Source organism: Streptomyces sp. NBC_01775, assembly GCF_035917675.1.
Lineage (GTDB): Bacteria > Actinomycetota > Actinomycetes > Streptomycetales > Streptomycetaceae > Streptomyces.
On record NZ_CP109104.1, the window covers coordinates 661223 to 683728 of the forward strand.

Genomic DNA, 22506 nt, shown 5'->3' on the forward strand with positions numbered 1-22506 from the left:
TCGGGTCAGGGGTTGATCACGGTCATCCACATGGGGTCGTCGGACCGTTGCTGTATCGCGTCCATGGCCTTGAGCGCTTCGGCGAGCGGGAACCGATGGGTGATGAGCTCGTCGGCGGTGAGGGCGCCCGTCTCGAGCAGACGCAGGACATCCGTTGCATCCCGGCGGGTGTAGGCGCGAGTGGCGACGAAGCGCCAGCAATGCATCATCAGGGCGATGGGGGGAAGCGACAGCGGGGTGGAGTTGCCGCCCATGTGCACGAGTGTGCCGCCGGTGGCCATGCCCGCCATGGTCTGGCCGAGGGCGGGACCCTCCGGGATGAAGTCGATGACGGCATGGGCTCCCTCGGGTGCCAGCTCGCGCAGCCGACGGGTGAGAGTGCCGTCGGTCGACCAGTTCTCAGGGAGTTCGTCGAGTGCGACGACACTGGCCGGTATGCCGCCGGCGAGCCCGGCGACGCGGTGGAGACGCTCGGTGTCGCGGCCGACGAGGATCAGACGGGCGACTCCGAAGTGCTCCGCGAGTTTGACCGTCGCGGTTCCCATGGTGCCGGTCGCGGCGGTAACCACGAGAGCGGCCCGTTCCGGAAGGTCGGCGCACTTGAGCGCGCGCATGGCGTTGGCCAGATCCTGGACCTTGGCCGCGACGTCGAAGCCGACGGAGTCCGGCAGGGAATCGATCAGCCAGTGCGGGACACGGACGTACTCCGCGAGTCCGCCGTCGTGGTACTGCTCGTACAGCGGCATCGGACCATCGCCGAATGCGGCGTGGCCGAGCATGGCCTGCTGGGCGCACATCATGTCCCGGTCGGTACGGCAGTAGTCGCATTCACGGCAGTTCAGCAGGGGGTGGACCCGCACCCGGTCGCCGACCGCGTGGCCCGTGACGTCCCGGCCGACGGCGGAGACGACGCCTGCGGCCTCGTGGCCGAGGGTGGTGGGCAGGTGCTTGAGCGCTCCCATCCGCAGCAGGCGCATGATGCCCGGCGCCAGGCCGGCGGAGGCGACCTTCACGACCACGTCGAGCGGACCTGGCTCGGGGACGGGCACCTCGTCCAGGGCGAGTGCTTCGGCGCCTTGGTGCGCTCGCAGGGCGAGCATCGTGGCCATCAGCGGACCTCCACCGAGAGGCTCGGGAGCCGTTCGGAGGTGTAGGCATCCGCTGTACGCGTGGTCTCGGCGACCTGGGGCAGTTCCTGGTGCGAGAGGAGACTGACGTAGTCACCGGGCTCGGTCACGACGCTGGTGTGGGAGATGCCGAGCGGGACGCGCACGAAGTCGCCCGGCTCGAGGTCGGCGACGCCCCGCTGGGTGATCAGCGTGCGGTGACCATGGGCTTGGTACTGGATCTCGTCGGCGTCGAGGGTGCGCCGGTAACGGCGCTGCCCGCCAGGAGTGGTGGTGACCATGCCGAGGCGGATGCGATCGGTCGTGTACAGCCAAGTGACGTCCTGACCGGAATCGGCCCGCAGCACCGCCATCCGCCTGTCCTCGTGGTGCACCTGCTCGAGCAGGAGCTGTTCGTCGACCCCGAAGACGGTGATGTCGTGGCCGAGCGCGGCCATGCACTGAGTGATCGCCTCGTTGGCCTCGCCGGGCTGCCAACCGGGGAACGGCGGGAACATGGCCCCGGACTCCCGCTGGGCCGACGCCAGTTCGGTGACCGGCGCGGAGATGTAGAACAGCAGGTGGCTGTCCTCGCGGCCGTAGTTGTCATGGGCGACGCCGCGCGGGATACGGGAGAACTCGCCGGGCTGGAACTCGATCACACCGAGCTCGGACATCAGTGTCCGCTCGCCGCCGATCTGGTAGGAGATCTCGTCGACGTCGCAGTTGCGGTGGTAGAACGGCTGCCGTCCGTCGAGTTTCTGCCACTCGACGCGGATCTCGTCGTTCTCGTAGACGCCGCGCGGCGGGGCGAATGCCTCCGGCTCGTACTGCTGCGGGTAGTGCACCACGGTCAGCGGCGGGTGCTCCTGCCACAGTTTGACGGGCACCTTCGTGGGATGCGGCGGCGAGAGAAGCAGGTGCTCGTCGCGGACGATACTGCGCAACGGATGGTCGGAGCCCAGGACCATGACGTCTTCAACGACGCTCACGGGGACCTCCTTGTCCTTGGGTGAATGAGAGGATCGACTCGGGTGAGGGGGAGGGAATGTGTGCCGGAGCCTGTTGCCTGAAGCCCACGGCAGTGTTCACCTCTTTCGGCCCCAGTACATCTCGATACCCTTCCATTCCATCAGCTGAGGGCTGTCGACCTTGTCCCCGAACGCCTCGCGGATCTGCTCTCCGGAGTAGTAGGGAATGTCGTCCACGGGGACGTGCGCGAAGAGTTTGTCGAACCACTGCCGAAGGTGGACGTCGGAGTTGATACGGGAGGAGAACGTCGCTCCCTTCAAAACCGATTCGGCCAGCACGATGCGCCGGCCCGGCTTCATCACCCGCAGCAGGTCCGCGGCCGTCTCGTGCCAGTCGTCACAGTGTTGTGTCGCCTGCAACACGGCGACGCAATCGTATGCCTCGTCGTCCACCGAGTCCGTGTACGACCAGCGCCAGCAGCCGATCTGTCCGTTCCGGCCGGGGACCTTGCCGAGGACGGCGTTTCGTCCGTCCTTGATGATCTCCACGGTGTCGATGACGCCCTCCGGTCCCACCAGGGCCCGCATGTCCTCGACCCATCCGGAGGGCGCGATGCCCTCACCGATGAGCAGAATCCGGTCTCCGGGACGGAGTTCGAGCAGACCGTAGACGATCTCGGAGATCGGCCGGGCCAGCTCCTGCCAGATGTACGGCAGGCCACCGGCGATGGCCATGGCCATTTCCCATTTCACCCGCAGGGTGACGTCATGGATTTCCGGCCCGAAACGCTCCTCGTCCCACGGCTGGATGTACTCCCACGGGTCTCCGCCACCGAATCCGTTCTTCACTTCCGTGCTCACTTCGTTGCCTCCTGTGCAGGATGCCGGAGTCGAGGGGTGAAGGCGCCATTCCTCCGGCCGAAATGCCGCCTCCGACGCGCCCGGTCCGTCAAGCGCAGATGTTGGCAAGGGAGCCGATGCCCTCGATCTCGATGCGGACCTCGGTGCCGGACTGCAGGAAGCGTCCCTGCTTGTGTCCGACGCCGGCCGGCGTTCCGGTGGCGATCACGTCGCCAGGCTCCAGGGCCGTCTGCCGAGACACATAGGAGACCAGCACTGGAACGGGATGGATGAGCTGCGAGGTGCGGGCGTCCTGACGGAGCTCGTCATCGACCCAGGTGCGCAGGTGCAGGTCGTCGGGATCGGCGAACTCGTCGAGCGTGGCCAGGGCGGGCCCCATGGGCGTGAAGGTGTCGAAGCTCTTGGCCGCGGTGACATTGGCCGCCCGTCCGGGGATGCGGCCCTTCTGCACGTCACGGGCGCTGACGTCGTTGACGATCGTGAAGCCGGCGACGAACGCGTACGCCTCCGCCTCGGACACATCGGTCGCACGCCGGCCGATGACGACCGCGAGCTCGCCTTCGTAGTCGACCTCGTCGGGGGCTGCCTCCGGGAAGCGGATCTGCCCGCCCGTGCCGATGACCGAGGACGGCGCCTTCAGGAAGACGACCGGCTCCTCGGCCACGCCGTTGTAGCCAACCTCGGTGCGGTGGCCGGCGTACGCGTAGCCCACCGCCCAGATCTTGGAAGGTCTGGGGACGGGGGCGATCAGCTGAGCCTGAGCCACGGGGACACGGTCGCGGACCGAGGCCGTGGCGATGGACGCGATGCAGAGGCCGGCCTGCAGGGCGGCGCCGAGGTCCGCCGCGTCGAGGTCGAGAAGGGCGACGGTTTCGCCGTCGTCCTCAAGTCTGCCGATTCCCTTGGCCGTGCTGACGAGCCTGGTCACAGGGCCACCGCCTGGTTGTCGAGGCGCAGCAACTCGCTCTCGGGGTCACCGGCACGGTAGCGGGCGGTGAAGCGATCCGGGTCGAGCTCCCGGCCGGAAGGGTTCGCCGCGAAGACGGGACCGGACATGAAGGCCACCTCCTCCTCGGTGGTGGCGAAGTTGGCGCAGGAGAACTCGATGATGTTCCCGTCCGGGTCTCGGTAGTAGAAGCTGGTGGCCTGGCCGTGGTTGGCGGCACGGTGCGGGCGCGCGCCGATGGAGGCCATGTGTTCGTGCTGGGAGATAAGGTCGCCCAGGGTGCTGACGCCGAACTGGAAGTGATGCAGGCCCGGCCCGGAGGCGTCGGTCCCGATCAGGCTGTCGATGCCGAACAGCGCGAGGACCTGGCTGTGCGGGGAGTCATGCACACGGAAGAAGCCCAGTCGGACGTCGACCGCTCGCTCGGGCATCCCCGCGGGACGCGGCGGGGCGTCGGGATCCGGGGTCCGCTCGTAGAACGGGCCGTGTCCCAGTACGTGCGCGTAGAAGGCGGCCATGTCGTCGTAGCGGCCGGTCTTGAGCACGAGCTCGGAGAGCTGCAGCGCGACGGCTTGCGTTCCGTCAGCCCCTGGTCCGGTCTCGGTCTGGGGGGTCGTCGTCATCGTGGGGGCCTCCTTGCCCGTCAACGGTGGGGTGCAACGGCCTTGAGGTACGGCGCGTGATGCGCCACTTGCCGCCCGCACGGCGGAACTGGTGGGTGGTGTTGAGGACGCGGTCGAGGACGTAGGCACCATCGGGCTGCCACACGTGCAGCAGGATCAGCGCCGGCAACTGGACGGACTTGCCGTGGGGCCCGCCGGCCTGGGCGGTGGTGACCTCATTGGCAAGTACGTGGACGGTCTGCCGCGCCGTGTCGGCCTCCCGCGCACGGAGGAAGTCGAGAATCTCGCTGCGACCACGGAAGACCCTGCCGTGTGCCTCGAATTCGGCATCGTCCGCGAACACGTCGGGCTCGGCAGTGGCCCGGCCCTCTTCGATGTCGTGGTGGCCTCCGACAACCAGAGCCAGGGAGCGGCTCCCGGCATCGTCTTGATCAGCAGGAGTCACCATGGCGTTTCCTGCCTCTTGAACCCAAGACGAGCGTAGCACCGCATATGACCCCTCAAAAGTCTTGTGTTTTTCCAGGTCTTCCGTGCAGCGGCATGCGCATGCGACTCTGACCCCGGTTCAAGAGTTCGGGTCATGAGCGGTCCGCCCCTTGCTCAGGAAGGCAGATCTTTGATGTCTGACCAGCACGAGAGAGCCGGATCTCGGCGCGTCCTGGTCGTGGGAGCGGGGCCTGTGGGCCTGGCCCTCGCGACCGAGTTGGGGTGGCGTGGTGTACCGGTCACCGTGATCGATCAGGGCGACGGCCGCGTGCCCTTTCCAGCAGGCGAGGCGATCTTTTCGCGCACCATGGAACACCTTCGGCGCTGGGGTTGCGCGGAAGAGGCACGCACGGAGTCGGCACCGCCCCCGGACTACCCGCACCGTACGGTGTTCGCCACCTCCGCAACGGGGAGCGTCCTCACCGAGTTCGACTACGGGGTCACCAACCGGTCTTCGGGCGTGTACACCTCGCTGACGCCGGAGGGTCCCGCCTTCTTGTCCAAGTTCTCCTTCGTGCCGTTGCTCGCACGCACGGCGAGTGAACTGCCAGGAGTCGAGATCAGGTACGGCACCCGCCTGGAGACGATGGAGCAGGACTCCGAGGGTGTCCTGGCCGTGGTGCGCGACATGGCGAGCGGTGCCACCGAGAAGCTGGCCGGCACGTACCTGGTGGCCTGCGACGGAGGCCGCAGCGGCATCCGTCGGGAGCTCGGCATCGAGTTCGAGGGCATGTTCGCGCAGGGCTACAACTTCGCTGTGCACTTCCGTGCGCCCCAACTGCTCGGCCTGCTGCGGGAGCGGCTGGACGGCCCCGCGGTGCAGATCCACACCCTGTCGTCGGCGCGCAGGCCGTACATCACGGTGGTCAACGGTGTGGACGAGTGGCGCCTCTCGGTCTACCTGGACGAGGAGCCCGACCCCGATGACGCGGTCGCCTGGATACGCGAGGCCGTCGGTGCGCCGATCGACGTGGAGGTCCTCGCAGCGCAGCCCTGGAGCGGGCACTGCGTCGTGGCCCGCACCTACCGTGCGGGGCGGGTGTTCCTCGCGGGCGACGCGGCGCATCTGCTGTGGCCCAAGGGGGGCTTCGGCGCCAACACCGGGATCGGCGACGCCGTGGACCTCGGCTGGAAGCTCGCCGCGACCCTCCAAGGATGGGGAGGCCCGGCGCTGCTGGACAGCTACGAACAGGAGCGGCGGCCGATCGCCGTCCGCAACGTCACGGAAGCCTCCAGCAACTGGAGGGCCGACGCGCGGCTCGTCCCCGATCCAGTGCTCGACCGCATGGACGCGGAAGGCGAACAGGTCCGACGTGAGATGGGCCAGGAGATCCGCCGGTCCCGCGCCAAGGAGTTCCGCTGCACGGGCGTCCAGCTCGGCTACCGCTACAGCGGCTCCCCGATCTGCGTACCGGACGGCAGCCCGGAACCACCCGACGAGCCGGACGAGTACGTACCATCGACCTGGCCCGGCTGCCGCGCACCGCACGTCTGGCTGCCCGACGGCAGCTCGGTGCTCGACCACTTCAGGCGCGGGTTCACGCTCGTGGTCTCGGGTTCCGCGAACCCGACGCCTCTGGTGCAGGCCGCGCGCCGGTGTGGTGTGCCATTGACGGTGCTGCGCCTCGCCGACCCGGCCGCCGCGGAACTGTACGAGCGGCCACTGGTGCTCGTCCGCCCGGACGGTCACGTCGGTTGGCGGGGCCGGCAGGCTCCCGCGGACCCCGTCGCCGTGCTCGACATGTTGCGCGGGGCGGCGGTCCGGACTCCGGACGCGAAAGCGCCCGGAGCGGCGCGAGCGGTATCAACGGGAGTCGGGGCTCACCTCGTCTGAGGTGCCGCGCTCAGCGCTCCCGCCCCTTGGCCCCCGCACTCCTGGCCATGACGGACTCCATCAGGAACCGGATCATCTCGTGGGCCGGTCTGTTCCGGTCGTTGGGCACGTTCGCCCCTTCGAACACGGCGAGCGCGACATCGCGGACGAGCGCGGCATCGACGGCTGGATCGCGATCGAGACCGCGCTCGGCCATGAGCTCGTCGACCAGTCCGACGATCCAGTTCAGGAAGGAGTCGTGGGCCTCGCGGACTGCCTCCGAATGGGGAAGCCGGTCGTGCATGGCCTGGTGCAGCGGCCGGGAATAGCGCATGTCGGACAGCCCGCGCACGAGGCGGCTCAGTGGGTCGGCACCGGCCTGCTCCTCGTTGAGGATGCGGATCTCGCGACTGAGCAGGCGGTTCATGACGGCGGCGAAGATGTGGTCCTTGGAGTCGAAGTACCAATAGACGTTGCCCCGGGCCACGCCGACGGCGGAACTGATGTCCGCCATCGTGGTCTTGGCGTAGCCCTTCTGGAGAAAGAGCTCGGTGGCCGCGGCTAGCAGATCACCCGTGCGCTCCTCCCGGGGGATCTGTTGGCGGTTCCGCGGCATCCCGACTCCTCCCATGAGTTCACTACATCTCACGTGAGTGTAGACACCCGGCAGGCCCCGCCCGGCTGAGGAGAAGGGAGTGCTGTGACCATCGGGTCCCGGCGAAGAGTCCCTGGAGATCGTTTGCCGAGGAAGAGGCGGCGCGTTCCGCGCGCAGAAGGCGGCGCGGGCTGGAAGGGGTCATCGCGCGGGCGAGCAGCTGAAGTGAGTCCTCAAGGGCTCACGCAGCTGGGATACGGCACCAGGACGATCTTTCCGGTGGTGTGGCCGGCCATACTCTCGCGATGGGCTGCGGCGGCGTCCCGCAGCGGGCAGCTGGACGCGATCAGGATGCGCAGTTGTCCTGCTGCCGCAACTTCCGCGAGCCGCAGGCGGGCGGCCGATCCCTGATCTCGGTGCCGAGGTCGGCGCCGGGCTCGCCGCCGAGGAGTTCGATCCCGGTCTGGGCCCTGCGCTGGAATGCCGCGACGGTGGCCTGCGGGAACGGTCGGTCACGAATTCCCAGGTGCGGTTCATGGTGGATCAGGGGAGCCAGCGCTTGCCGCTCGTCGATCTCGGGGTTGGCCAGGGCCCAGGTTGGCGATGACCAGGTCGGACGCGTAGGGATGGAGAGCCTCGCGGATCAGAGTGTTCGCGCGCACCACACCACCGGAGCTGATGTGGAAGTCGGCGGTGTCGATGTGGTTGACGCCCAGCTCTACGGCTCGGCGCAGTACGGCACGGCCGGTCCCGGGTCGGACCAGCCATGCCCGTGAGTTGAATCAGTCCGACTTCTCGCCGCTCTCGGCCAGGATCCTGTTACGGACGCCAGCGAGGGCTCCCGCCATGGCACCCGCGGGCCTGCCGAAGGTCGAGGCGGAGAACCGGGCGGGGCCGGTCTTAGCGGTGAAGGAGTGCGCGTAGGCGAACTCCCGCAGTCCCTCTTCGCCCTGCTTGCGCCCGTAACCGCTGTCGCCGCGACCACCGAAAGGCACTGCGGGGTTCATGGAGAACACCAGTGCATCGTTGATGCTGGTCATTCCCACGCGGAGACGACGGGCGATGGCTTCGCCGCGATCGCGGCTGAAGACTGCGCTGCCCAGCCCGTACCGGCCGGCGTTGATGTGAGCGACGGCCTCATCGGCGTCGGCGACCTTGATGACCGCCAGTGTCGGCCCGAACGTCTCCTCCGTCGCCGCGAGCGCGTCGGGGGCCACTCCGACCAGGATGGTGGGCGCGACATAGCGGTCACCCACCGCGTCGAGGCCGCCTACGGTGGCTGTCGCTCCGCGCTCCAGAGCGTCCTGGATGTGTTTCCAGATGATCGAGGTCTGGCTCGGCAGCGGAACCGGCCCGATCTCCGCATCCTCGTCGCTGCCGACGCGTACCTGCCCGGCCAGCTCGCTGATCTTCTGGACGAACTCGTCGTGCACCGACTCGACGACGTAGGCCACTTCGAGACTGATGCAACCGTGCCCGGTGTTCTGCATGGCGCCCCACACGATGTGAGCGGCGGCTTCGTCCAGGTCGGCGTCCTCGGCAATGATGACGCCGTCCTTGCCGCCGAGTTCCAGCAGAACGGGGGTCAAGGTCTGAGCGCATTGGGCGGCCACCGTCCTGCCCGTGGCGACGCTGCCCGTGAACGCGAGCTTGTCGAGGCCGGCCTCGATGAGCTCTTGCCCTGTGGCCCCGTATCCGTTCAGGTTCTGCAGGACGGCGGGGAGGTCCGGAACGGCACGCTGCCAGGTCCGGATGAGCCATTCAGCGACGCCGGGCGTGATCTGACTGGGCTTGAGGACGACGGCGTTCCCGGCCGCGAGCGCGTCGGCGAGGATGGCCGCGGGGGTGAGCAGGGGGAAGTTCCACGGGCCGATGACGCCGACCACGCCGTAGGGCTGGTACTCGACCCACGCACGCTGGTTGGGCGTGGTGGGGCCGGCCGGGACCTCCCGGCGCTCCAGGACGCGCGCGGCGTTGTCAGCGGCGTACTGCAGGTGCTCGAGAGTCCCGAGCACTTCGACGCGGGCGTCGTCGAGGGGCTTGCCGTTCTCGGCGTGAATGAGAGCGGCGCCCTCCTCGCCACTCAGGGCTATCTGCCGCCGCCACGCGCGCAGCCGCTCCGCGCGGCCCTCGAAGCCGAGGTCCCACCAGGTCCCGGTCACCGAGCGTGCGGCGGCGACGGCCGCGGCCGTCTCTTCCTTGCCGGCCACGGGGTATCGCGCGAACTCGGCTCCGGTGGCCTGGCTGATGGTGACGATCTCGGTCGCGTCGTATGCGATGGCGCCGTCACGCGTGATCGTCGGAGTGTTGTCGGTCATAAGCCTTCCCCTACTTTCTTACGCCCGCCCGCGTAAGCCGCACCCGTGGGTGAGGGCAGGTGGCGGACGTGGTCTTCGGCACGAGCGGCCGCTGGACTGCAGTCGGCGCGGACCGACATGAAGGACCGCGCGGACGAGATCATTGAGAAACGTGTGCCATGCCAACCGTTTGGCAGTTGGGCACGGGTAGCCGCATATCCGGAAAGCGCCCTCGGCGGGCGGACGTATCGCAGCCGTCGGAAGGTGACCCACGGCAGGGTCGGGGCAGCGCCGAGGAGGCGCCCGCTCTACGCCTGCGGGCCGTGGTAGCGAGCCGCAGGCGTGGGCTGGTTCCCGCCGGTGACCAGAGCGGACTCCGCGGCCAGCAAGGCATCAAGGGCTGCGGCCTGGCCCTCCAGACCAGGCGTGCAGACGGTCTCCCCCAGACGCAAGCCGGCAAGGCTGGCCGCAGCGACGTCCTGCGGGGCCATCGCCCAGGGGATGTCACGGCCGGCGCCTTCGTTCCACTCCGTGGCCACGACGCCGGGCAGCAGCACTTGCGTACGGATGGGCGTGTCGGCGAGCTCACCTGCGAGGGTCCGGGTGAAGGCGACGGTGGCGGCCTTCGCCGCCGCGTAGAGAGTGCGTCGGGGTGCGCGGGGATCCTCGAGACCCCCACTGAAGGCCAGCAGCGAGGCCACAGTGATGATCGCGCCTTCTCCGGCGCCGAGCATTCCGGGAAGCGCGGCGCGGACCAGCTGAACTGGGGCTACGGCGTTGAGGGTGAGCAGGCGGTCGATGTCGGCGGGGTCGACATCGACGAGCGGGGCGTAGCCGCCGGCGCCGGCGTTGCTGACCAGCAGGCGCACGTCCCCTGCGGCCAGGCGATCGGCGACAGTGGTGATGCCCTCATGGGTGCCAAGATCAGCGGGCAGTACGTCCACAGCTGCACCCCGGGCGCGGAGCTCCTCTGCGGAGTCGCCGAGCCGGTCCGCGCGGCGCGCCACCAGGACGAGGTCATGGTCGTCCGCCAGGAGACGGGCGTATTCGGCGCCGACGCCAGAGGACGCGCCAGTGATGAGAGCGATCGGGCGAGTCATACCTCGAGCGTGCCTCAAGCGTTAGCTTCATGTCAAACGCTTGACTGTTATGAAGTGTCGTACCCTTGGCGGGTGCTACGTGATGACGAGGAGCCTGTCGGGCTCGGCGCGCTTGACCGGGTGACCTGGGCATTGCGCCGCGCGGAACTGGCGTTGCAGACACTCAAGGAACAGCGGCTGCGCCCACTGGGCATGGCCGCCGCGCACTACACACTCCTGATCTCGGTGCACAGCGAACCAGGGCTGGCCGGCGCCGAGCTGGCCCGCCGCCTCAATGTGACCCCCCAGGCTGTCGCCTCACTGGTGGCACGCCTCGAGGGCCGCGGGCAGTTGGAGAGGCGCGCACACCCCCGTCACCGGCACGTGCAGGAACTGCACCTCACCGATGCCGGACGGGAGGCGCTGCGCGCGGCCGACCAGGTGATCGCCGACATCGAGCGCCACATCACCGAGGGCCTTGGACCGGACGAGAGCGCGCAGCTGCGGACGCTGCTCGACCGTGTGAGCAAGACGGTGCGCGACGCCTGAGCCCGTCGGCCGGCCGTGATTGCGCGTCGGGGTGGCCTCGGCGGGGCGCGGCGCACGCTGACTCCTCCCTCTCGGTCTCGGCGCATCGTGCGTCGGCCGCCAGGGGGTTCCGCCCGCCTGCGGCACCGCTCAGCCAGCCGCGAAGGCAGCGGCCACTTGCTCGAAGGACGCGGGTTCACGGCGAGCAGCATCCGCAGAACGTTGCTGTTGCCGCGCAGGCCGTGGTGGTCGTAGTCCTGCCACCTGCATGTCCGATGCCCGGGAGGGAGAGTCGGCCACGCCGGGCGCAAGCGGCGCTTCCGCCCAGTCCGCGGCCCTCGCCACCTCAAGGTCGACTCCTCGTGCGCGCACGGCCTCGGCGAGCGGGACGGGCCGTCCCGCCAGTTCGCAGGCCGCCGAGCCGTGGCCCTTCGCGCACAACACCCGTGTGCGGGTGGAGGGCGGACAGGTACACGAACCACGTGCGCGCCCACATGGTGGGCCGCTGCGAGCGCCCTGATCGCGAAGGTGTCCTCCTCCGGGTGGAATGCCGAAGGGATCATGAACACGAAGTCGGCCGTCTTCAGCGCCTGACGGGGGTTGCGCACGCCGGCCGCCGACGGGCCCACCGCGTTGCAGGGCCCGGCACCGGACTGGGCGGAACTCAGCGAACTGTGGAACGTCTCCGAGGGCTGATCCCGTCGCCCACATAATCATCGCAGCGCCCACATGGCTTTGGGCACCAGCGGCCTGCCCTTTTCATTCGCTGCCAAGGGCTGAACCGGATACCCGGAAAGTGGCATGCCAGGGAAAAAGTCTTCCCCCTCACAAGGCGCCCTTCCGATGCCATGCTTGATCACACGGCGAGCACGGAATTCGGGAAGCCGCCTCACCATGCTCCGTTTCAGGGCCTCCATCCGATTCCCACTCCGCGAGGAGAACCATGTCCGATTCCCCGCACCTCGCCCTCGTCCGCCGGCTCTACGAATCCGGAATGGCCCCGGAAGTGACCGCCGAGATCATGGCGCCGGACCTCGTCTGGGACATCGCCCCGGGCTTCCCGAACAGTGGCGTGTACCACGGCTGGGACAGCGCGGCGAAGGATTTCTTCGGCGCAATGATGCCGAACTACGAGTCCTTCGGTGCTGTGCCCGAGGAGTTCTACGCGGACGACGACAGCCACGTCTTCGTATATGGCCATTACCACGCCGAGACCAAGACCGGGAAGAAGGCCGACGTCCGGTTCATCCACCTGTGGACCGTCCGCGACGGCAAGGCCGTAGAGATGCGGCAGGCCGCCGACAGCCACATCCTCCAGCAAGCCCTCAAGGACTGAGACCACCACCGGAGCTCCCCATGGCGAAGATCCTCTTCGTGATCACCGCGTCCGACCACTGGACGCTGGCCGACGGAACCCGGCAGCCCGCCGGCTTCTGGGCCGAAGAAGCGCTCGGCCCGTACCAGGTCTTCAAGGAGGCCGGGTACGAGATCGCCGCCGCGACACCCGAAGGGGTGCCGCCCACGGCCGACGCGCTCAGCCTCAGCCCGGAGTTCAACGGCGGTGAGGAAGGCGCGCAGCACATGTGGACCGCGCTGCGCGAGGCGACCGAGCTGGCACAGCCGCTGCGCATCGAGGACGTCAACATCGACGACTACGCGGCCGTCTTCTACCCTGGCGGCTGGGGCCCGATGGAGGACCTGCCCGACAACGCCGCCTCCGGCAAGCTGCTCACCAAGTGGCTCGCCTCAGGCAAGCCGGTGTCCCTGGTGTGCCACGGCCCCGCCGCGCTGCTGGCCACCATCGGCCCCGACGGGACATCTCCGTTCACCGGCTACCGCCTGACGGGTCTGTCCAACGCCGAGGAGAAGCAGAACGGGCTCGCGGACCGCGCGAAGTGGCTACTGCAGGACCGTCTCGTCAACGAGCTCCAGGCGGACTACCGCGAGACGGACCCGTTCGCCCCGTACGTCGAGGTCGACCGCACCCTCTTCACCGGCCAGAACCCGGGCTCGGCGGTTCCGCTGGCCCAGGAACTGCTCAAGGCACTGAGCTGACGCCGCAGCGGTGCGCTCACTCGGCGGCCCATGACGCGCAGCGTGCGGGACTGGGCCGCCGAGTCTCGCTGCGTGCGGATATAAGGGTGGAAACTACATGTTTTCTCCATGCTGGCCAAGCGCAAGGTAGGAAGAATCCTTCCCCCTCACAGCTCCGGTCCTCTGTGCGACGCTGGAGATCATGAACCGCAACCCGCACCTGAACGAGCTGGGCGAGTTCCTCAAGGCCCGCCGTGCCGAGCTCAGCCCCGAGGAGGTCGGACTGCGCGGCGGCCAGCGGCGGCGGGTGCGGGGTCTGCGCCGCGAGGAAGTGGCCCTACTCGCCGCGATCAGCACCGAGTACTACGCACGGATCGAGCAGGGCCGTCTCCAAGCGTCGAGTCCCCTGCTGAACGAGATCGCCCAAGTGCTCCGCCTCAACGAGGACCAGCGCGTCTACATGTTCGAGCTCGCGGCGAGGGAGACGGTGCGCCCGTCCAGGCAACATGATCGCCAGCAGGTGGACACCCAGCTGCGGCGCATGCTGGACGACCTCACCGCCACTCCGGCGTTCGTGATCGGTCGGCGGACCGACATCCTGGCCTGGAACCAGCTCGCCGCCGCCCTGTGGACCGATTTCGGGCGCTACCCGGAGCAGGAGCGCGTGTTCGTCCGGCTGCTGTTCGCCGAACCGTGGATGCGCGAGCTGTACGCGGACTGGGAAGAGGTCACCCGCCTGGCCATCGCGCAGCTGCGTATGGAGAGCGCGCGCTACCCCGGCGACCAGCGCCTCACCGATCTGGTCGAAGAGCTCTCCGCCCGCGACTCGCAGTTCCGGCGGTGGTGGACCGAGCACGATGTCGCCGCGCGGGGCAAGGGCACCAAGAAGCTTCGTCACCCGGTGGTCGGGGAGCTGACGCTCGACTGGGACACGCTCACGTGTGCCACGGATCCTGAGCAGCACATCATCGTGTGGACCGCAGCACCCGGTTCCCCTTCGTACGACGGACTGCGTCTGCTGGCGTCCTGGGCAGCGGACCAGAAGCGGACGGAGTCCGGCTCCGTCGGGTGAGCCCTTTCCCAGGGTCACCGTGGTCGGAGTCACGTCTCCGGCACCTTCGCGAAATCGGTGAGCAGGGCGGCTGCGAGCGGATTCCACGCCAGGCTGTCCATGCGGAGGCCGATCACCGTACCGGGGGCCGCGGTGAGACCGTCAAGCAGGCGGCGCAGCTGCGGTTGCACCTTCTGTGTGGCCTGGCGGCGCGGGCGTGCCACCCTGCGGCCGGCCAGCTCGAAGAGGTGGTCCCGTTGATCATTTTTCAGGTGCCGGACCCTGACGAGAGCCGCCGGCACCGGCGCGGACGGCTGGATGCGGCCCTGCTCCAGCCGTGTGTAGTAGTCGGTGCTGATGGTGGCGAGCGGAGCGACCTCCTCCCTGCGCAGACCGGGCAGACGTCGCGGGCCACCGGTGTCGGGCAGGCCGACGGTGCGTGGGCTCAACTCGGCCCGCCGCTGCTTGAGAAATTCTCCCAGCTCGTTCAGATGCGCGTCGCTGGACATACCGGCCAGTCTCGCACCGTCCCGTCCTGGCAAGGAGGGGGAAGGATTCTTCCCTGGATAAGCCTTGCCCAGGGTGGAATTCTCCCCCTTGCGGGTTCACGCGATGGTGGCAGGGTCGAAGACATAGCTGGCGAGCAAAATCGGACCACGGAAAGCGGTCACCCGAGCAGGCGGGCTGTCAAACCCTGAGTTCGGGATTGCTTGCTTTCCGAATACCACTCACATTCCGCGGTTCCATGTGGCTGGCGGAGGAGGCGAGCGAAGCCAGTGCGGACCGATGTCACGTCTCCCGGTCGCCTCCCCACCCACCTGTGCCGGTCAGCCGCTGCACATGACGGTGATCGTCCACCCGTGGGGCGGTACGACATGGCGGGCACCGCCTTCCCACGCCAGGTGCCGGCACTGTTGAAGCTCGTCGATCCGGACCGTCTGCTCTTCGGCAGCGACTACTGCTGGACGCCGTCCCCGCTGGCCGACGCGCACATCGCGGCGATCGACGCCGCCGAGCCACCGGCGGAAGGCACCACGTGGCGATCGCTCACGACGGCGAACGCCAAGCGTCTCTTCCAGAGCACTCCATAGTGAATGACAGCAAGTCGTGTGCCGACGCGGCCATGAAACAGACGTCGCCGGTCCGACGGCGGAGACCACGTCTTCAGAGCCCAGGTCCGCTCTGCCTGCTCGGCGCACGCGTCACGGGGCGCAGTCCAGTCCCCCCTGCGCCCTCTCGATCGTGGACGCCAGAGAGCACAGAGCCTCGTACGTCGGGCTTCCGGGCTCCGCGGTCCACACGACGAGTTGCTGCTCGGGATCCTCGGCGCACATGAATGTGGACCGCTCAAGGGCCAGGTCGCCGGCCACGGGATGCCGGAGCAGCCTCGTGCCGCCGGCCCGCACGGCGACATCGTGCGAGGTCCACCACAGCCGGAACTGCGGATCCAGCGCGGAAAGCTCCTCGACGAGGGCGGTCAGCCGAGAGTCGTCAGGGTTCCGCCTGCTGTCCATGCGCAGGTGGGACAGTGCCAGGCGAGCCATGTCCTCCCAGTCCCGGTACAGCACGCGGATGGCCGGCTCGGTGAACACCAGGCGGACGTAGTTCCGCTGTTCCTCCGGGACACGTCCGAAGTCCATCACCAGGGCGGCAGCCATGGCGTTCCATGCCAGCAGGTCCGTGTTGCGCCCGATGACGAAGCCCGCGGTCAGGGAGAGGTCGTCCAGCAGATGCTGCATCTGTGGCTGGACTCGTTGGCGAACGCTCCGGCCGACGGTGGTCGAGGCCGTCTTCCCCGCGAGGGTCAGGAGGTACTCGCGCTGATCGCCGTCGAGGCGGAGCACCTGCGCGAGCACGTCGAGGACGGCCGCCGATGCCTGGACACGTCCCTGCTCGAGCCGGGTGTAGTAATCGTTACTGATCGCGGCCATCTGAGCGACTTCCTCACGCCGCAGGCCGGGAACACGTCGGGACTCGCCATTGTCGGGCAGCCCGACCCCGAGGGGACTCAGTTGTGCGCGGCGCGCTTTGAGGAAGGCCCCCAGTTCCTCCAGGCTCGGATCGCGTCGCATACTCACAGCTTGGCACGTTGCCGCGATCCCGCGCACCAAACGCCCCTCCACCACCAGCCCTGCCGTCACCTGGAGGTCGAGTGTTCGAAACCGGCAGAGAGGTCGGCGGCGCCCAGCCTGAAGACGCTTTCGGCACTCTTGCTCGCCGCCGGCTCCAGGGCACGGGCTGCTCAGTGCCTGACGATCGCCGCTGCCGTGGTGATCGTTGGCGGACTCGGCCTTGCGGCTTGGACGACACGTACAGGCCCCTGCAGCGACAGCCAGTAGCCCACCGGCCACGGTTCGGGGTCCTTCCCCTCTCGGTCCATGGCGGCAGCAGCGATTCGATCAGGGCGGGTTACGTGCCATCAGCGCGCCGGTGGACGGTCGGCGGCGCTCATGCCAGTTGCCAGCCGAGGCGTGTAGTGCTCCTCGAGCGCGGCGATCTCTTCGTCCGTCAGAGTGATGTCGAGAGCCGCGGCGGCATCCACTAGTTGCCGCGGCTTGGACGCCCCGACGATCGGGGCGCTGACCACTGGATTCGCCAGGACCCACGCGAGGGCGATCGTGGCCATGGACACCCCGCGAGCCTGGGCTACCGACTGCACTGCGTTGACGATCTTCCCATTCGACTCCTCTTCGACGAAAAGGCGCCCGTATGCGGGGTCGGTTTCAGATCGGCGGGTCTCCTCACCCCATGGCCGGGTAAGCCGACCGCGTGCCAGCGGACTCCAGGGAACGCTCCCGACACCTTGATCGGCGAGCAGGCCGAACATCTCCCGTTCCTCTTCACGCATGAGGAGGTTGTACTGGTCCTGCATGGACACAAACCGCGTCCACCCGTGCAGGTCAGCGGTGTACTGCAGCTTGGAGAACTCCCACGCCAGCATCGACGATGCGCCGATGTAACGCACCTTGCCCGCCTTCACGACGTCATGAAGGGCCTCCATCGTCTCCTCTGCGGGCGTCTCGTAGTCGAGGCGATGGATCTGGTAGAGATCCACGTAGTCGGTGCCGAGCCGGGTCAGCGACGCGTCGATCTGCTCCATGATCGCCTTGCGGGACGTTCCGGAGCCACCTGGGCCGGTGTGCATCGGGTAGAAGACCTTGGTGGCGAGCACGATGTCCTCGCGGCGCGAGTACTTCTTGATCGCGTGCCCGACAATCTCTTCCGAGCTGCCGAAGCTGTAAGCGTTGGCGGTGTCCCAGAATGTGATGCCCAGTTCGACGGCCTGCCGGAAAATCGGCTCCGATTCCTCTTCGCCAAGTGCCCATTTACTGAAACCGCTCGAGGTGTCCCCGAAAGTCATACAGCCGAGCGCAAGACGACTGACAATGAGCCCCGAGGTTCCAAGTCGCGTGTATTCCATAAATACTCCAGTTGAAGAGAATGGCTAATTCTGCGGAATGCGGCCGACCCAGGCGACCACCAGAGCAACGGGCGTCGTCCTTGGAGTCGCGGTACTCTGCGGCCGTCCTTGACGCCTTGCTCGCCGAACTACCAGGCGTACGCTTCGGGAGCCTCGCCTCCGGGGCCCGGCCAGATCTCGTCGAGCTGCCGAAGGGTGTCCGGTGTCAGGGTCAGGTGCGGGGCTCGAAGCGTCTGGCACAGCTGCTCGGAGGTCCGCGGCCCGACGATCGTGGTCGCGACCGCCGGGTTGTGCAACAGCCAGGCGAGGGCGACGTCCGCCGGTCGCTCGCCGAGGTCCGCGCACAGGGCTTCGTACCGTTCGAGCTGTGACCGGTACTGCTCGACAGTGGCCAGGAAGCCGGGAGACGAGCGTCGACCGCTGTCGGCTTTCTGCAAGGCGCCGCCGAGCAGCCCGCCGCCCAGCGGGCTCCACGGGATCAGGCCGAGGCCATAGTGGCGCAGGGCGGGGATCAGTTCGAGTTCGACCGTGCGGGCGTTGAGGTTGTAGAGGCTCTGCTCGGAGACGAGCCCGAGGAAGTGCCGCTTTCCGGCTTCCTGCTGGGCGGTGGCGATGTGCCAGCCGGCGAAGTTGCTGCTGCCGATGTAGGTGACCTTGCCCTCGCGGACGAGTTGCTCCATGGCCTGCCAGACCTCGTCCCACGGGGTCGAACGGTCGATGTGGTGCATCTGGTACAGATCGATGTGGTCGGTCCGCAGCCGTCGGAGGCTGTCTTCAGCAGCCTTGCGGATCTTGTAGGCGGAGAGGTACTTGTCGTTCGGGCCGGTGCCCATGGGCTGGTAGAGCTTGGTCGCCAGCACGATCTGGTCGCGCCGGCCACCGCCTTGGGCCAGCCACCGGCCGATGATCTCTTCGGAGAGGCCGTAGCCCACTTCCATGTCGGGCGACTGCGGGCCGCCGTACACGTCGGCTGTATCGACGAAGTTGATGCCTTCCTCGACTGCCCGGTCGAGTATGGCGAAACTGGTGGACTCGTCGGTGACCCAGCCGAAGTTCATGGTCCCCAGGCCGAGCTTGCTCACCTTCAGACCTGTCCGGCCGAGGTGGTTGTACGTCATCGTCATCGGTGGTTCTTCCATCTGGTAGTGGCAGTACGTCGGATACGGAGGCCATCAGGTCTCGGTCATCACCAGCGGGGCGTGATCGGTCAAAGGCATGCATGCCGGCCCGTGACGCTTCCTGTACGCGGACGCCCCGATGCAGAGCGAGGGGGACGCCGCAGCGATCTCACCCCTCGCGGCCGAGTCAGGCCAGCGTCGCAATGTCGATCACGAACCGGTAACGCACATCGGAGGACAGCACTCGCCCGTACGCCTCGTTGATCTTCTCGACCGGGATGGTCCCGGTCTCCGCGCCGATGCCGTGCTCGCCACAGAAGTCCAGCATCTCCTGCGTCTCCCGAATCCCGCCGATCGACGAACCGGCGTACGACCGGCCACGCGCGAGGAGGGAGAACACGTTCAGCGACAGCGGTTCCGCCGGAGCACCGACGTTGACCATGGTGCCGCCAACGGCCAGCAGGGAGAGGTAGGCGTCGACATCGAGCTTGGCACTCACCGTGTTGACGATCAGGTCGAAGGTGCCCGCCAGCTCCTCGAACGTGGCAGGGTCGCTCGTTGCGTAGTAGTGGTCCGCACCGGAGGCGCAGACCGTCGTCCACCTTCTTCAACGACTGGGACAGGACGGTGACTTCCGCACCCATCGCATGCGCGAACTGCACGCCCATGTGACCGAGTCCGCCGAGCCCGACAACGGCTACCGTCTTGCCGGGGCCGGCGCCCCAGCGGTGCCGCGGCGAGTACGTGGTGATTCCCGCACACAGCAGCGGGGCGGCCTGGTCCAGGGCGACGCCGGCGGGGATACAACGACGAAGTCCTCGTCGACGACGATATGAGTGGTGTATCCACCCTGGGTGGGGGTGCCGTCCCGCTCCACATCTCGATGAGCACATCGTGCGGGCCCACGTCGCGGCGCTCGACGGTGGTCTGAGTGAGCGGTTCGGTCGCGGACGTAGCGGCGTACGCGTTGACGGTGAACACGGTTCTCCAAACGGGGGTGGAACTCAGTCGTGGCCTCGGCAACCACGGTTGTCGCGGCATGCCTGCCGGCAGCCCTTGCCGCCACGGGTCGGGTCTTGGCGGGTCTATTAATCTCCGGCCCGATGCATGCGACATTCATCCGGACGCGAGAACCCCTGCCGACGCCGACACTGCCACACATATGAGGCTTGCACGGTCGACCATCTCTGTACAGGGGAAGGATTCGTCCTGGGAAAAATCCTTCCCCCCTTCAGAGTGGAGTGCCTGGGTACGATGATTGATGAATCTGCGCGGGAAATACAGGAAAAGCCTCGCCATGTCACACCGCGATAAGTTGGGAAACGGCCGGATGAAAGTAATTGGACTGAGCGAGTTCGGCGGACCGGAAGTGCTGCAGTCGTTCGAACTCCCCGAGCCGCGTCCTGAAGCCGAGGAAGTGCGGCTCCGTGTTCACGCCGCCGGAGTGAATCCCGTGGACGCAATGGTCAGGTCCGGGCAGCTGGAGCAGCTGTACCAGGGCCTCACCCCGCCCTTCGTCCCCGGGATGGAGGTCGCCGGTACCGTCGAAGAGGTGGACAGCGACGTCGATCCTCGCTGGGGCCTGGTGCCAGGCACACGCGTCGTGGGATTCGTCGACAATGCCGGGGGGTGGGGCGGCTACAGCGAATATCTCGCCCTTCCCGCGCGGTCCGTGGCCATCGCTCCCTCGGGCGCCTCGGCTGCCGAGACGGCCGGTTTCCTCAACAATGCGCTCACCGCGCAAAATGTGCTCGACGAACTCAAGCTGCCAGAAGGCGCCACGCTCTTGGTGACAGGCTCCGCGGGGTCGGTCGGCGGATATCTCGTGGAACTCGGCAGCGCGGCGGGCCTTCACGTCGTGGCCGTCGCTGCAGAGGAAGATGCCGTCTTCCTGCGCTCACTCGGCGCGCACGTATGCATACCGCGCGGCCCCGAGATCGCCCGCCGGGTACTCAAAGAGCTCGGTACCCCGGTGGACGCAGTGGCTGATGCCGCCTTGCTGCACGAGCAGATCGTTCCCGCCGTGCGTGACGGCGGTCAGATCGGCATCCTGCGTTCCTGGGACGGCGATCCAGGGCGCGGAATCAAGGTCAAGCACCTCAATGTGCGAGAGCGGCGGACGGACCGGGCCGCGATCGTACGTCTGCGCGACCAGGTCGAAGACGGCACCGTCACGCTGCGCGCCGCCATGGCCTTCGATGCTAATGACGCGGTTGCCGCCCATACCCGGCTCGAGCAGGGCGGCCTGCGCGAACGGATCGTCCTCGAATTCGACGACGAAGCGTGGCAGCCCGGCCCATCAGACACCACTTCGCTCACCTGGAAGCCCTGAACACCGCCTTGCCCAAGCACCGTTCCGACCGGCGACGCGCCAGGGACCGACCGCGCGCCGGGGTCGCCAAGAACGGCACAGGACGCTGCGGCCAGCCGTCCTGCGATAAACACCGGTCGGCCGGTGTCGGCCTCGACAAGGAGAAACCATGCACACCCGAACGCTCGGACGCGACCTGCGTGTCTCCGCCATCGGCCTCGGCGCCATGGGAATGTCCCAGAGTTACGGACCGAACCCCGGTGACCGAAGCGAGATGATCGCCGTACTCCGTTGCGCCGTCGACCGCGGGGTCACGTTCTTCGACACCGCTGAGGTGTACGGCCCCTACGTCAACGAGGAACTCGTCGGTGAGGCCCTCGCTCCGTTGCGTGACCAGGTCGTGATCGCCACCAAGTTCGGATTCCGCATCGAGAACGGTGCCCCCACCGGACTCAACAGCAGGCCCGAGCAGATCCGTGCCGTCGCCACGGCCTCCCTCAAACGGCTCGGGGTCGAGCGGCTCGACCTGTTCTACCAGCACCGAGTCGATCCGCAAGTACCGATCGAAGACGTCGCCGGCACCGTGGGCGAACTCGTGCGGGAGGGCAAGGTCCGCTGCTTCGGGCTCTCCGAGGCCAGTGCGGAGACCATCCGCCGTGCGCACTCGGTCCACCCCGTGACGGCGGTACAGAGCGAGTACTCACTGTGGACCCGGGACCCCGAGCCGGAGGTCCTGCCGACATGCGCGGCGCTCGGAATCGGATTCGTGCCCTTCAGCCCGCTCGGCAAGGGATTCCTGACCGGCGCGGTGGACGCCTCAACATCGTTCGCGGACGGCGACGTCCGAACGACCATTCCACGGTTCACGGCTGAGAATCGAGCGGCCAACCAGGCTCTTGTGGAGCACATCGCGACGCTAGCGCAGGCCAAGGACGCCACACCGGGGCAGGTCGCACTCGCCTGGCTGCTCGCGCAGCATCCGTCGATCGTTCCGATTCCCGGAACGCGGCGCCTCGCGCGCATCGACGAGAACATCGGCGCCACCCAGCTGCCGCTCTGCGCCGACGAACTGGCCGACCTCCACGAACTCGCTGATCGGGTCGGGGTACAGGGAGACCGCTATAACGAGCACCACATGTCGCTGGTCGACAAGTAGCAACGTCCGCAGCCGTCTCGCTGATCGGGTCGGGGTACAGGGAGACCGCTATAACGAGCACCACATGTCGCTGGTCGACAAGTAGCAACGTCCGCAGCCATTTTCCGCGA

General features: G+C 67.8%; 21 protein-coding genes and 3 pseudogenes. 8 read left to right on the forward strand and 16 right to left on the reverse strand.

Translation table 11 applies throughout. The features are described 5' to 3' along the window. Positions 1-5: 5 nt before the first annotated feature. The 6 genes from OHB04_RS03240 to OHB04_RS03265 all read right to left on the reverse strand — a co-directional run bounded on the left by OHB04_RS03240 (position 6) and on the right by OHB04_RS03265 (position 4955). Positions 6-1109, reverse strand: a complete 1104-nt coding sequence (locus OHB04_RS03240) for an alcohol dehydrogenase catalytic domain-containing protein (protein ID WP_326686147.1) — start codon at positions 1107-1109, stop codon at positions 6-8. Further along, complete coding sequence (locus OHB04_RS03245; protein ID WP_326686148.1) at positions 1109-2098, reverse strand: hypothetical protein; 990 nt, start codon at positions 2096-2098, stop codon at positions 1109-1111. The genes OHB04_RS03240 and OHB04_RS03245 overlap by 1 nt, the downstream gene beginning before the upstream one ends. A gap of 96 nt (positions 2099-2194) precedes the next feature. Continuing rightward, the gene (locus tag OHB04_RS03250; protein WP_326686149.1) at positions 2195-2938 is read right to left on the reverse strand and encodes a hypothetical protein; all 744 of its coding nucleotides are present in this window, start codon (positions 2936-2938) and stop codon (positions 2195-2197) included. Between the two features lie 88 nt (positions 2939-3026). After that, positions 3027-3866, reverse strand: coding sequence for a fumarylacetoacetate hydrolase family protein (locus OHB04_RS03255; protein WP_326686150.1), 840 nt, complete (start codon positions 3864-3866; stop codon positions 3027-3029). Further along, positions 3863-4507, reverse strand: a complete 645-nt coding sequence (locus OHB04_RS03260; protein ID WP_326686151.1) for a VOC family protein — start codon at positions 4505-4507, stop codon at positions 3863-3865. The genes OHB04_RS03255 and OHB04_RS03260 overlap by 4 nt, the downstream gene beginning before the upstream one ends. Beyond that, positions 4467-4955, reverse strand: coding sequence for a nuclear transport factor 2 family protein (locus OHB04_RS03265; protein ID WP_326686152.1), 489 nt, complete (start codon positions 4953-4955; stop codon positions 4467-4469). The genes OHB04_RS03260 and OHB04_RS03265 overlap by 41 nt, the downstream gene beginning before the upstream one ends. Positions 4956-5126: 171 nt before the next feature. Here OHB04_RS03265 and OHB04_RS03270 point away from each other — a divergent pair, with 171 nt between their 5' ends. Next, a complete protein-coding gene (locus OHB04_RS03270; protein ID WP_326686153.1) occupies positions 5127-6827 on the forward strand; it encodes an FAD-dependent monooxygenase in 1701 nt (566 codons plus the stop codon). A 10-nt stretch (positions 6828-6837) separates the two neighbouring features. Here OHB04_RS03270 and OHB04_RS03275 read toward each other — a convergent pair whose 3' ends face one another. The 5 genes and pseudogenes from OHB04_RS03275 to OHB04_RS03295 all read right to left on the reverse strand — a co-directional run bounded on the left by OHB04_RS03275 (position 6838) and on the right by OHB04_RS03295 (position 10798). After that, positions 6838-7422, reverse strand: a complete 585-nt coding sequence (locus tag OHB04_RS03275) for a TetR/AcrR family transcriptional regulator (RefSeq protein WP_326686154.1) — start codon at positions 7420-7422, stop codon at positions 6838-6840. Between the two features lie 212 nt (positions 7423-7634). Continuing rightward, on the reverse strand, positions 7635-7883 hold the full coding sequence (locus tag OHB04_RS03280) for a zinc-binding dehydrogenase (protein ID WP_326692572.1): 249 nt from the start codon (positions 7881-7883) through the stop codon (positions 7635-7637). Between the two features lie 105 nt (positions 7884-7988). Next, a pseudogene (locus OHB04_RS03285) lies at positions 7989-8156 on the reverse strand (aldo/keto reductase); the annotation flags it as partial. A gap of 27 nt (positions 8157-8183) precedes the next feature. Continuing rightward, positions 8184-9719 (reverse strand): aldehyde dehydrogenase family protein, encoded by a 1536-nt coding sequence (locus tag OHB04_RS03290; RefSeq protein WP_326806760.1) that lies wholly within the window; start codon positions 9717-9719, stop codon positions 8184-8186. Positions 9720-10006: 287 nt separating this feature from the next. Beyond that, a complete protein-coding gene (locus tag OHB04_RS03295) occupies positions 10007-10798 on the reverse strand; it encodes an SDR family NAD(P)-dependent oxidoreductase (protein WP_326686156.1) in 792 nt (263 codons plus the stop codon). 72 nt (positions 10799-10870) lie between these two features. Between OHB04_RS03295 and OHB04_RS03300 the strand changes: the two genes are divergently transcribed. The 4 genes from OHB04_RS03300 to OHB04_RS03315 all read left to right on the forward strand — a co-directional run bounded on the left by OHB04_RS03300 (position 10871) and on the right by OHB04_RS03315 (position 14411). Then, positions 10871-11326 carry a MarR family winged helix-turn-helix transcriptional regulator gene (locus tag OHB04_RS03300; protein WP_326686157.1) on the forward strand — a complete coding sequence of 152 codons (456 nt, stop codon included), beginning with the start codon at positions 10871-10873 and terminating at the stop codon, positions 11324-11326. A 922-nt stretch (positions 11327-12248) separates the two neighbouring features. Next, the gene (locus OHB04_RS03305) at positions 12249-12641 is read left to right on the forward strand and encodes a nuclear transport factor 2 family protein (RefSeq protein ID WP_326806762.1); all 393 of its coding nucleotides are present in this window, start codon (positions 12249-12251) and stop codon (positions 12639-12641) included. A gap of 20 nt (positions 12642-12661) precedes the next feature. Continuing rightward, a complete protein-coding gene (locus tag OHB04_RS03310; protein WP_326806763.1) occupies positions 12662-13360 on the forward strand; it encodes a type 1 glutamine amidotransferase domain-containing protein in 699 nt (232 codons plus the stop codon). A 181-nt stretch (positions 13361-13541) separates the two neighbouring features. Continuing rightward, positions 13542-14411, forward strand: coding sequence for a helix-turn-helix domain-containing protein (locus OHB04_RS03315; protein ID WP_326686160.1), 870 nt, complete (start codon positions 13542-13544; stop codon positions 14409-14411). 35 nt (positions 14412-14446) lie between these two features. Here OHB04_RS03315 and OHB04_RS03320 read toward each other — a convergent pair. Further along, positions 14447-14899: pseudogene (locus OHB04_RS03320) on the reverse strand (helix-turn-helix domain-containing protein); the annotation flags it as partial. A gap of 351 nt (positions 14900-15250) precedes the next feature. On the opposite strand from OHB04_RS03320, the gene OHB04_RS03325 reads away from it, so the two are divergent. Beyond that, positions 15251-15481 (forward strand): hypothetical protein, encoded by a 231-nt coding sequence (locus tag OHB04_RS03325; RefSeq protein WP_326686161.1) that lies wholly within the window; start codon positions 15251-15253, stop codon positions 15479-15481. Positions 15482-15592: 111 nt separating this feature from the next. Here OHB04_RS03325 and OHB04_RS03330 read toward each other — a convergent pair whose 3' ends face one another. From OHB04_RS03330 to OHB04_RS03345, 4 genes and pseudogenes are all read right to left on the reverse strand, one after another. Then, complete coding sequence (locus OHB04_RS03330) at positions 15593-16462, reverse strand: helix-turn-helix domain-containing protein (RefSeq protein ID WP_326806764.1); 870 nt, start codon at positions 16460-16462, stop codon at positions 15593-15595. Between the two features lie 347 nt (positions 16463-16809). Next, a complete protein-coding gene (locus OHB04_RS03335; RefSeq protein ID WP_326806765.1) occupies positions 16810-17811 on the reverse strand; it encodes an aldo/keto reductase in 1002 nt (333 codons plus the stop codon). 128 nt (positions 17812-17939) lie between these two features. Continuing rightward, positions 17940-18929 (reverse strand): aldo/keto reductase, encoded by a 990-nt coding sequence (locus tag OHB04_RS03340; protein WP_326809393.1) that lies wholly within the window; start codon positions 18927-18929, stop codon positions 17940-17942. A gap of 187 nt (positions 18930-19116) precedes the next feature. Then, positions 19117-19806: pseudogene (locus OHB04_RS03345) on the reverse strand (NAD(P)-dependent alcohol dehydrogenase); the annotation flags it as partial. Between the two features lie 384 nt (positions 19807-20190). On the opposite strand from OHB04_RS03345, the gene OHB04_RS03350 reads away from it, so the two are divergent. Further along, on the forward strand, positions 20191-21261 hold the full coding sequence (locus OHB04_RS03350) for an NADP-dependent oxidoreductase (RefSeq protein ID WP_326806766.1): 1071 nt from the start codon (positions 20191-20193) through the stop codon (positions 21259-21261). A 148-nt stretch (positions 21262-21409) separates the two neighbouring features. Beyond that, the gene (locus tag OHB04_RS03355; protein WP_326806767.1) at positions 21410-22396 is read left to right on the forward strand and encodes an aldo/keto reductase; all 987 of its coding nucleotides are present in this window, start codon (positions 21410-21412) and stop codon (positions 22394-22396) included. The last annotated feature ends 110 nt before the right edge of the window (positions 22397-22506 follow it).

Bases quoted from the DNA above. Each gene is read 5' to 3' on its own strand.
- OHB04_RS03270 (WP_326686153.1), top strand. From the start codon at position 5,127: ATGTCTGACCAGCACGAGAGAGCCGGATCTCGGCGCGTCCTGGTCGTG.
- OHB04_RS03335 (WP_326806765.1), bottom strand. From the start codon at position 17,811: ATGGAATACACGCGACTTGGAACCTCGGGGCTCATTGTCAGTCGTCTT.
- OHB04_RS03355 (WP_326806767.1), top strand. From the start codon at position 21,410: ATGCACACCCGAACGCTCGGACGCGACCTGCGTGTCTCCGCCATCGGC.
- OHB04_RS03275 (WP_326686154.1), bottom strand. From the start codon at position 7,422: ATGCCGCGGAACCGCCAACAGATCCCCCGGGAGGAGCGCACGGGTGAT.
- OHB04_RS03295 (WP_326686156.1), bottom strand. From the start codon at position 10,798: ATGACTCGCCCGATCGCTCTCATCACTGGCGCGTCCTCTGGCGTCGGC.
- OHB04_RS03290 (WP_326806760.1), bottom strand. From the start codon at position 9,719: ATGACCGACAACACTCCGACGATCACGCGTGACGGCGCCATCGCATAC.
- OHB04_RS03350 (WP_326806766.1), top strand. From the start codon at position 20,191: ATGAATCTGCGCGGGAAATACAGGAAAAGCCTCGCCATGTCACACCGC.
- OHB04_RS03240 (WP_326686147.1), bottom strand. From the start codon at position 1,109: ATGGCCACGATGCTCGCCCTGCGAGCGCACCAAGGCGCCGAAGCACTC.
- OHB04_RS03340 (WP_326809393.1), bottom strand. From the start codon at position 18,929: ATGACGTACAACCACCTCGGCCGGACAGGTCTGAAGGTGAGCAAGCTC.
- OHB04_RS03310 (WP_326806763.1), top strand. From the start codon at position 12,662: ATGGCGAAGATCCTCTTCGTGATCACCGCGTCCGACCACTGGACGCTG.
- OHB04_RS03315 (WP_326686160.1), top strand. From the start codon at position 13,542: ATGAACCGCAACCCGCACCTGAACGAGCTGGGCGAGTTCCTCAAGGCC.
- OHB04_RS03305 (WP_326806762.1), top strand. From the start codon at position 12,249: ATGTCCGATTCCCCGCACCTCGCCCTCGTCCGCCGGCTCTACGAATCC.
- OHB04_RS03265 (WP_326686152.1), bottom strand. From the start codon at position 4,955: ATGGTGACTCCTGCTGATCAAGACGATGCCGGGAGCCGCTCCCTGGCT.
- OHB04_RS03260 (WP_326686151.1), bottom strand. From the start codon at position 4,507: ATGACGACGACCCCCCAGACCGAGACCGGACCAGGGGCTGACGGAACG.
- OHB04_RS03330 (WP_326806764.1), bottom strand. From the start codon at position 16,462: ATGCGACGCGATCCGAGCCTGGAGGAACTGGGGGCCTTCCTCAAAGCG.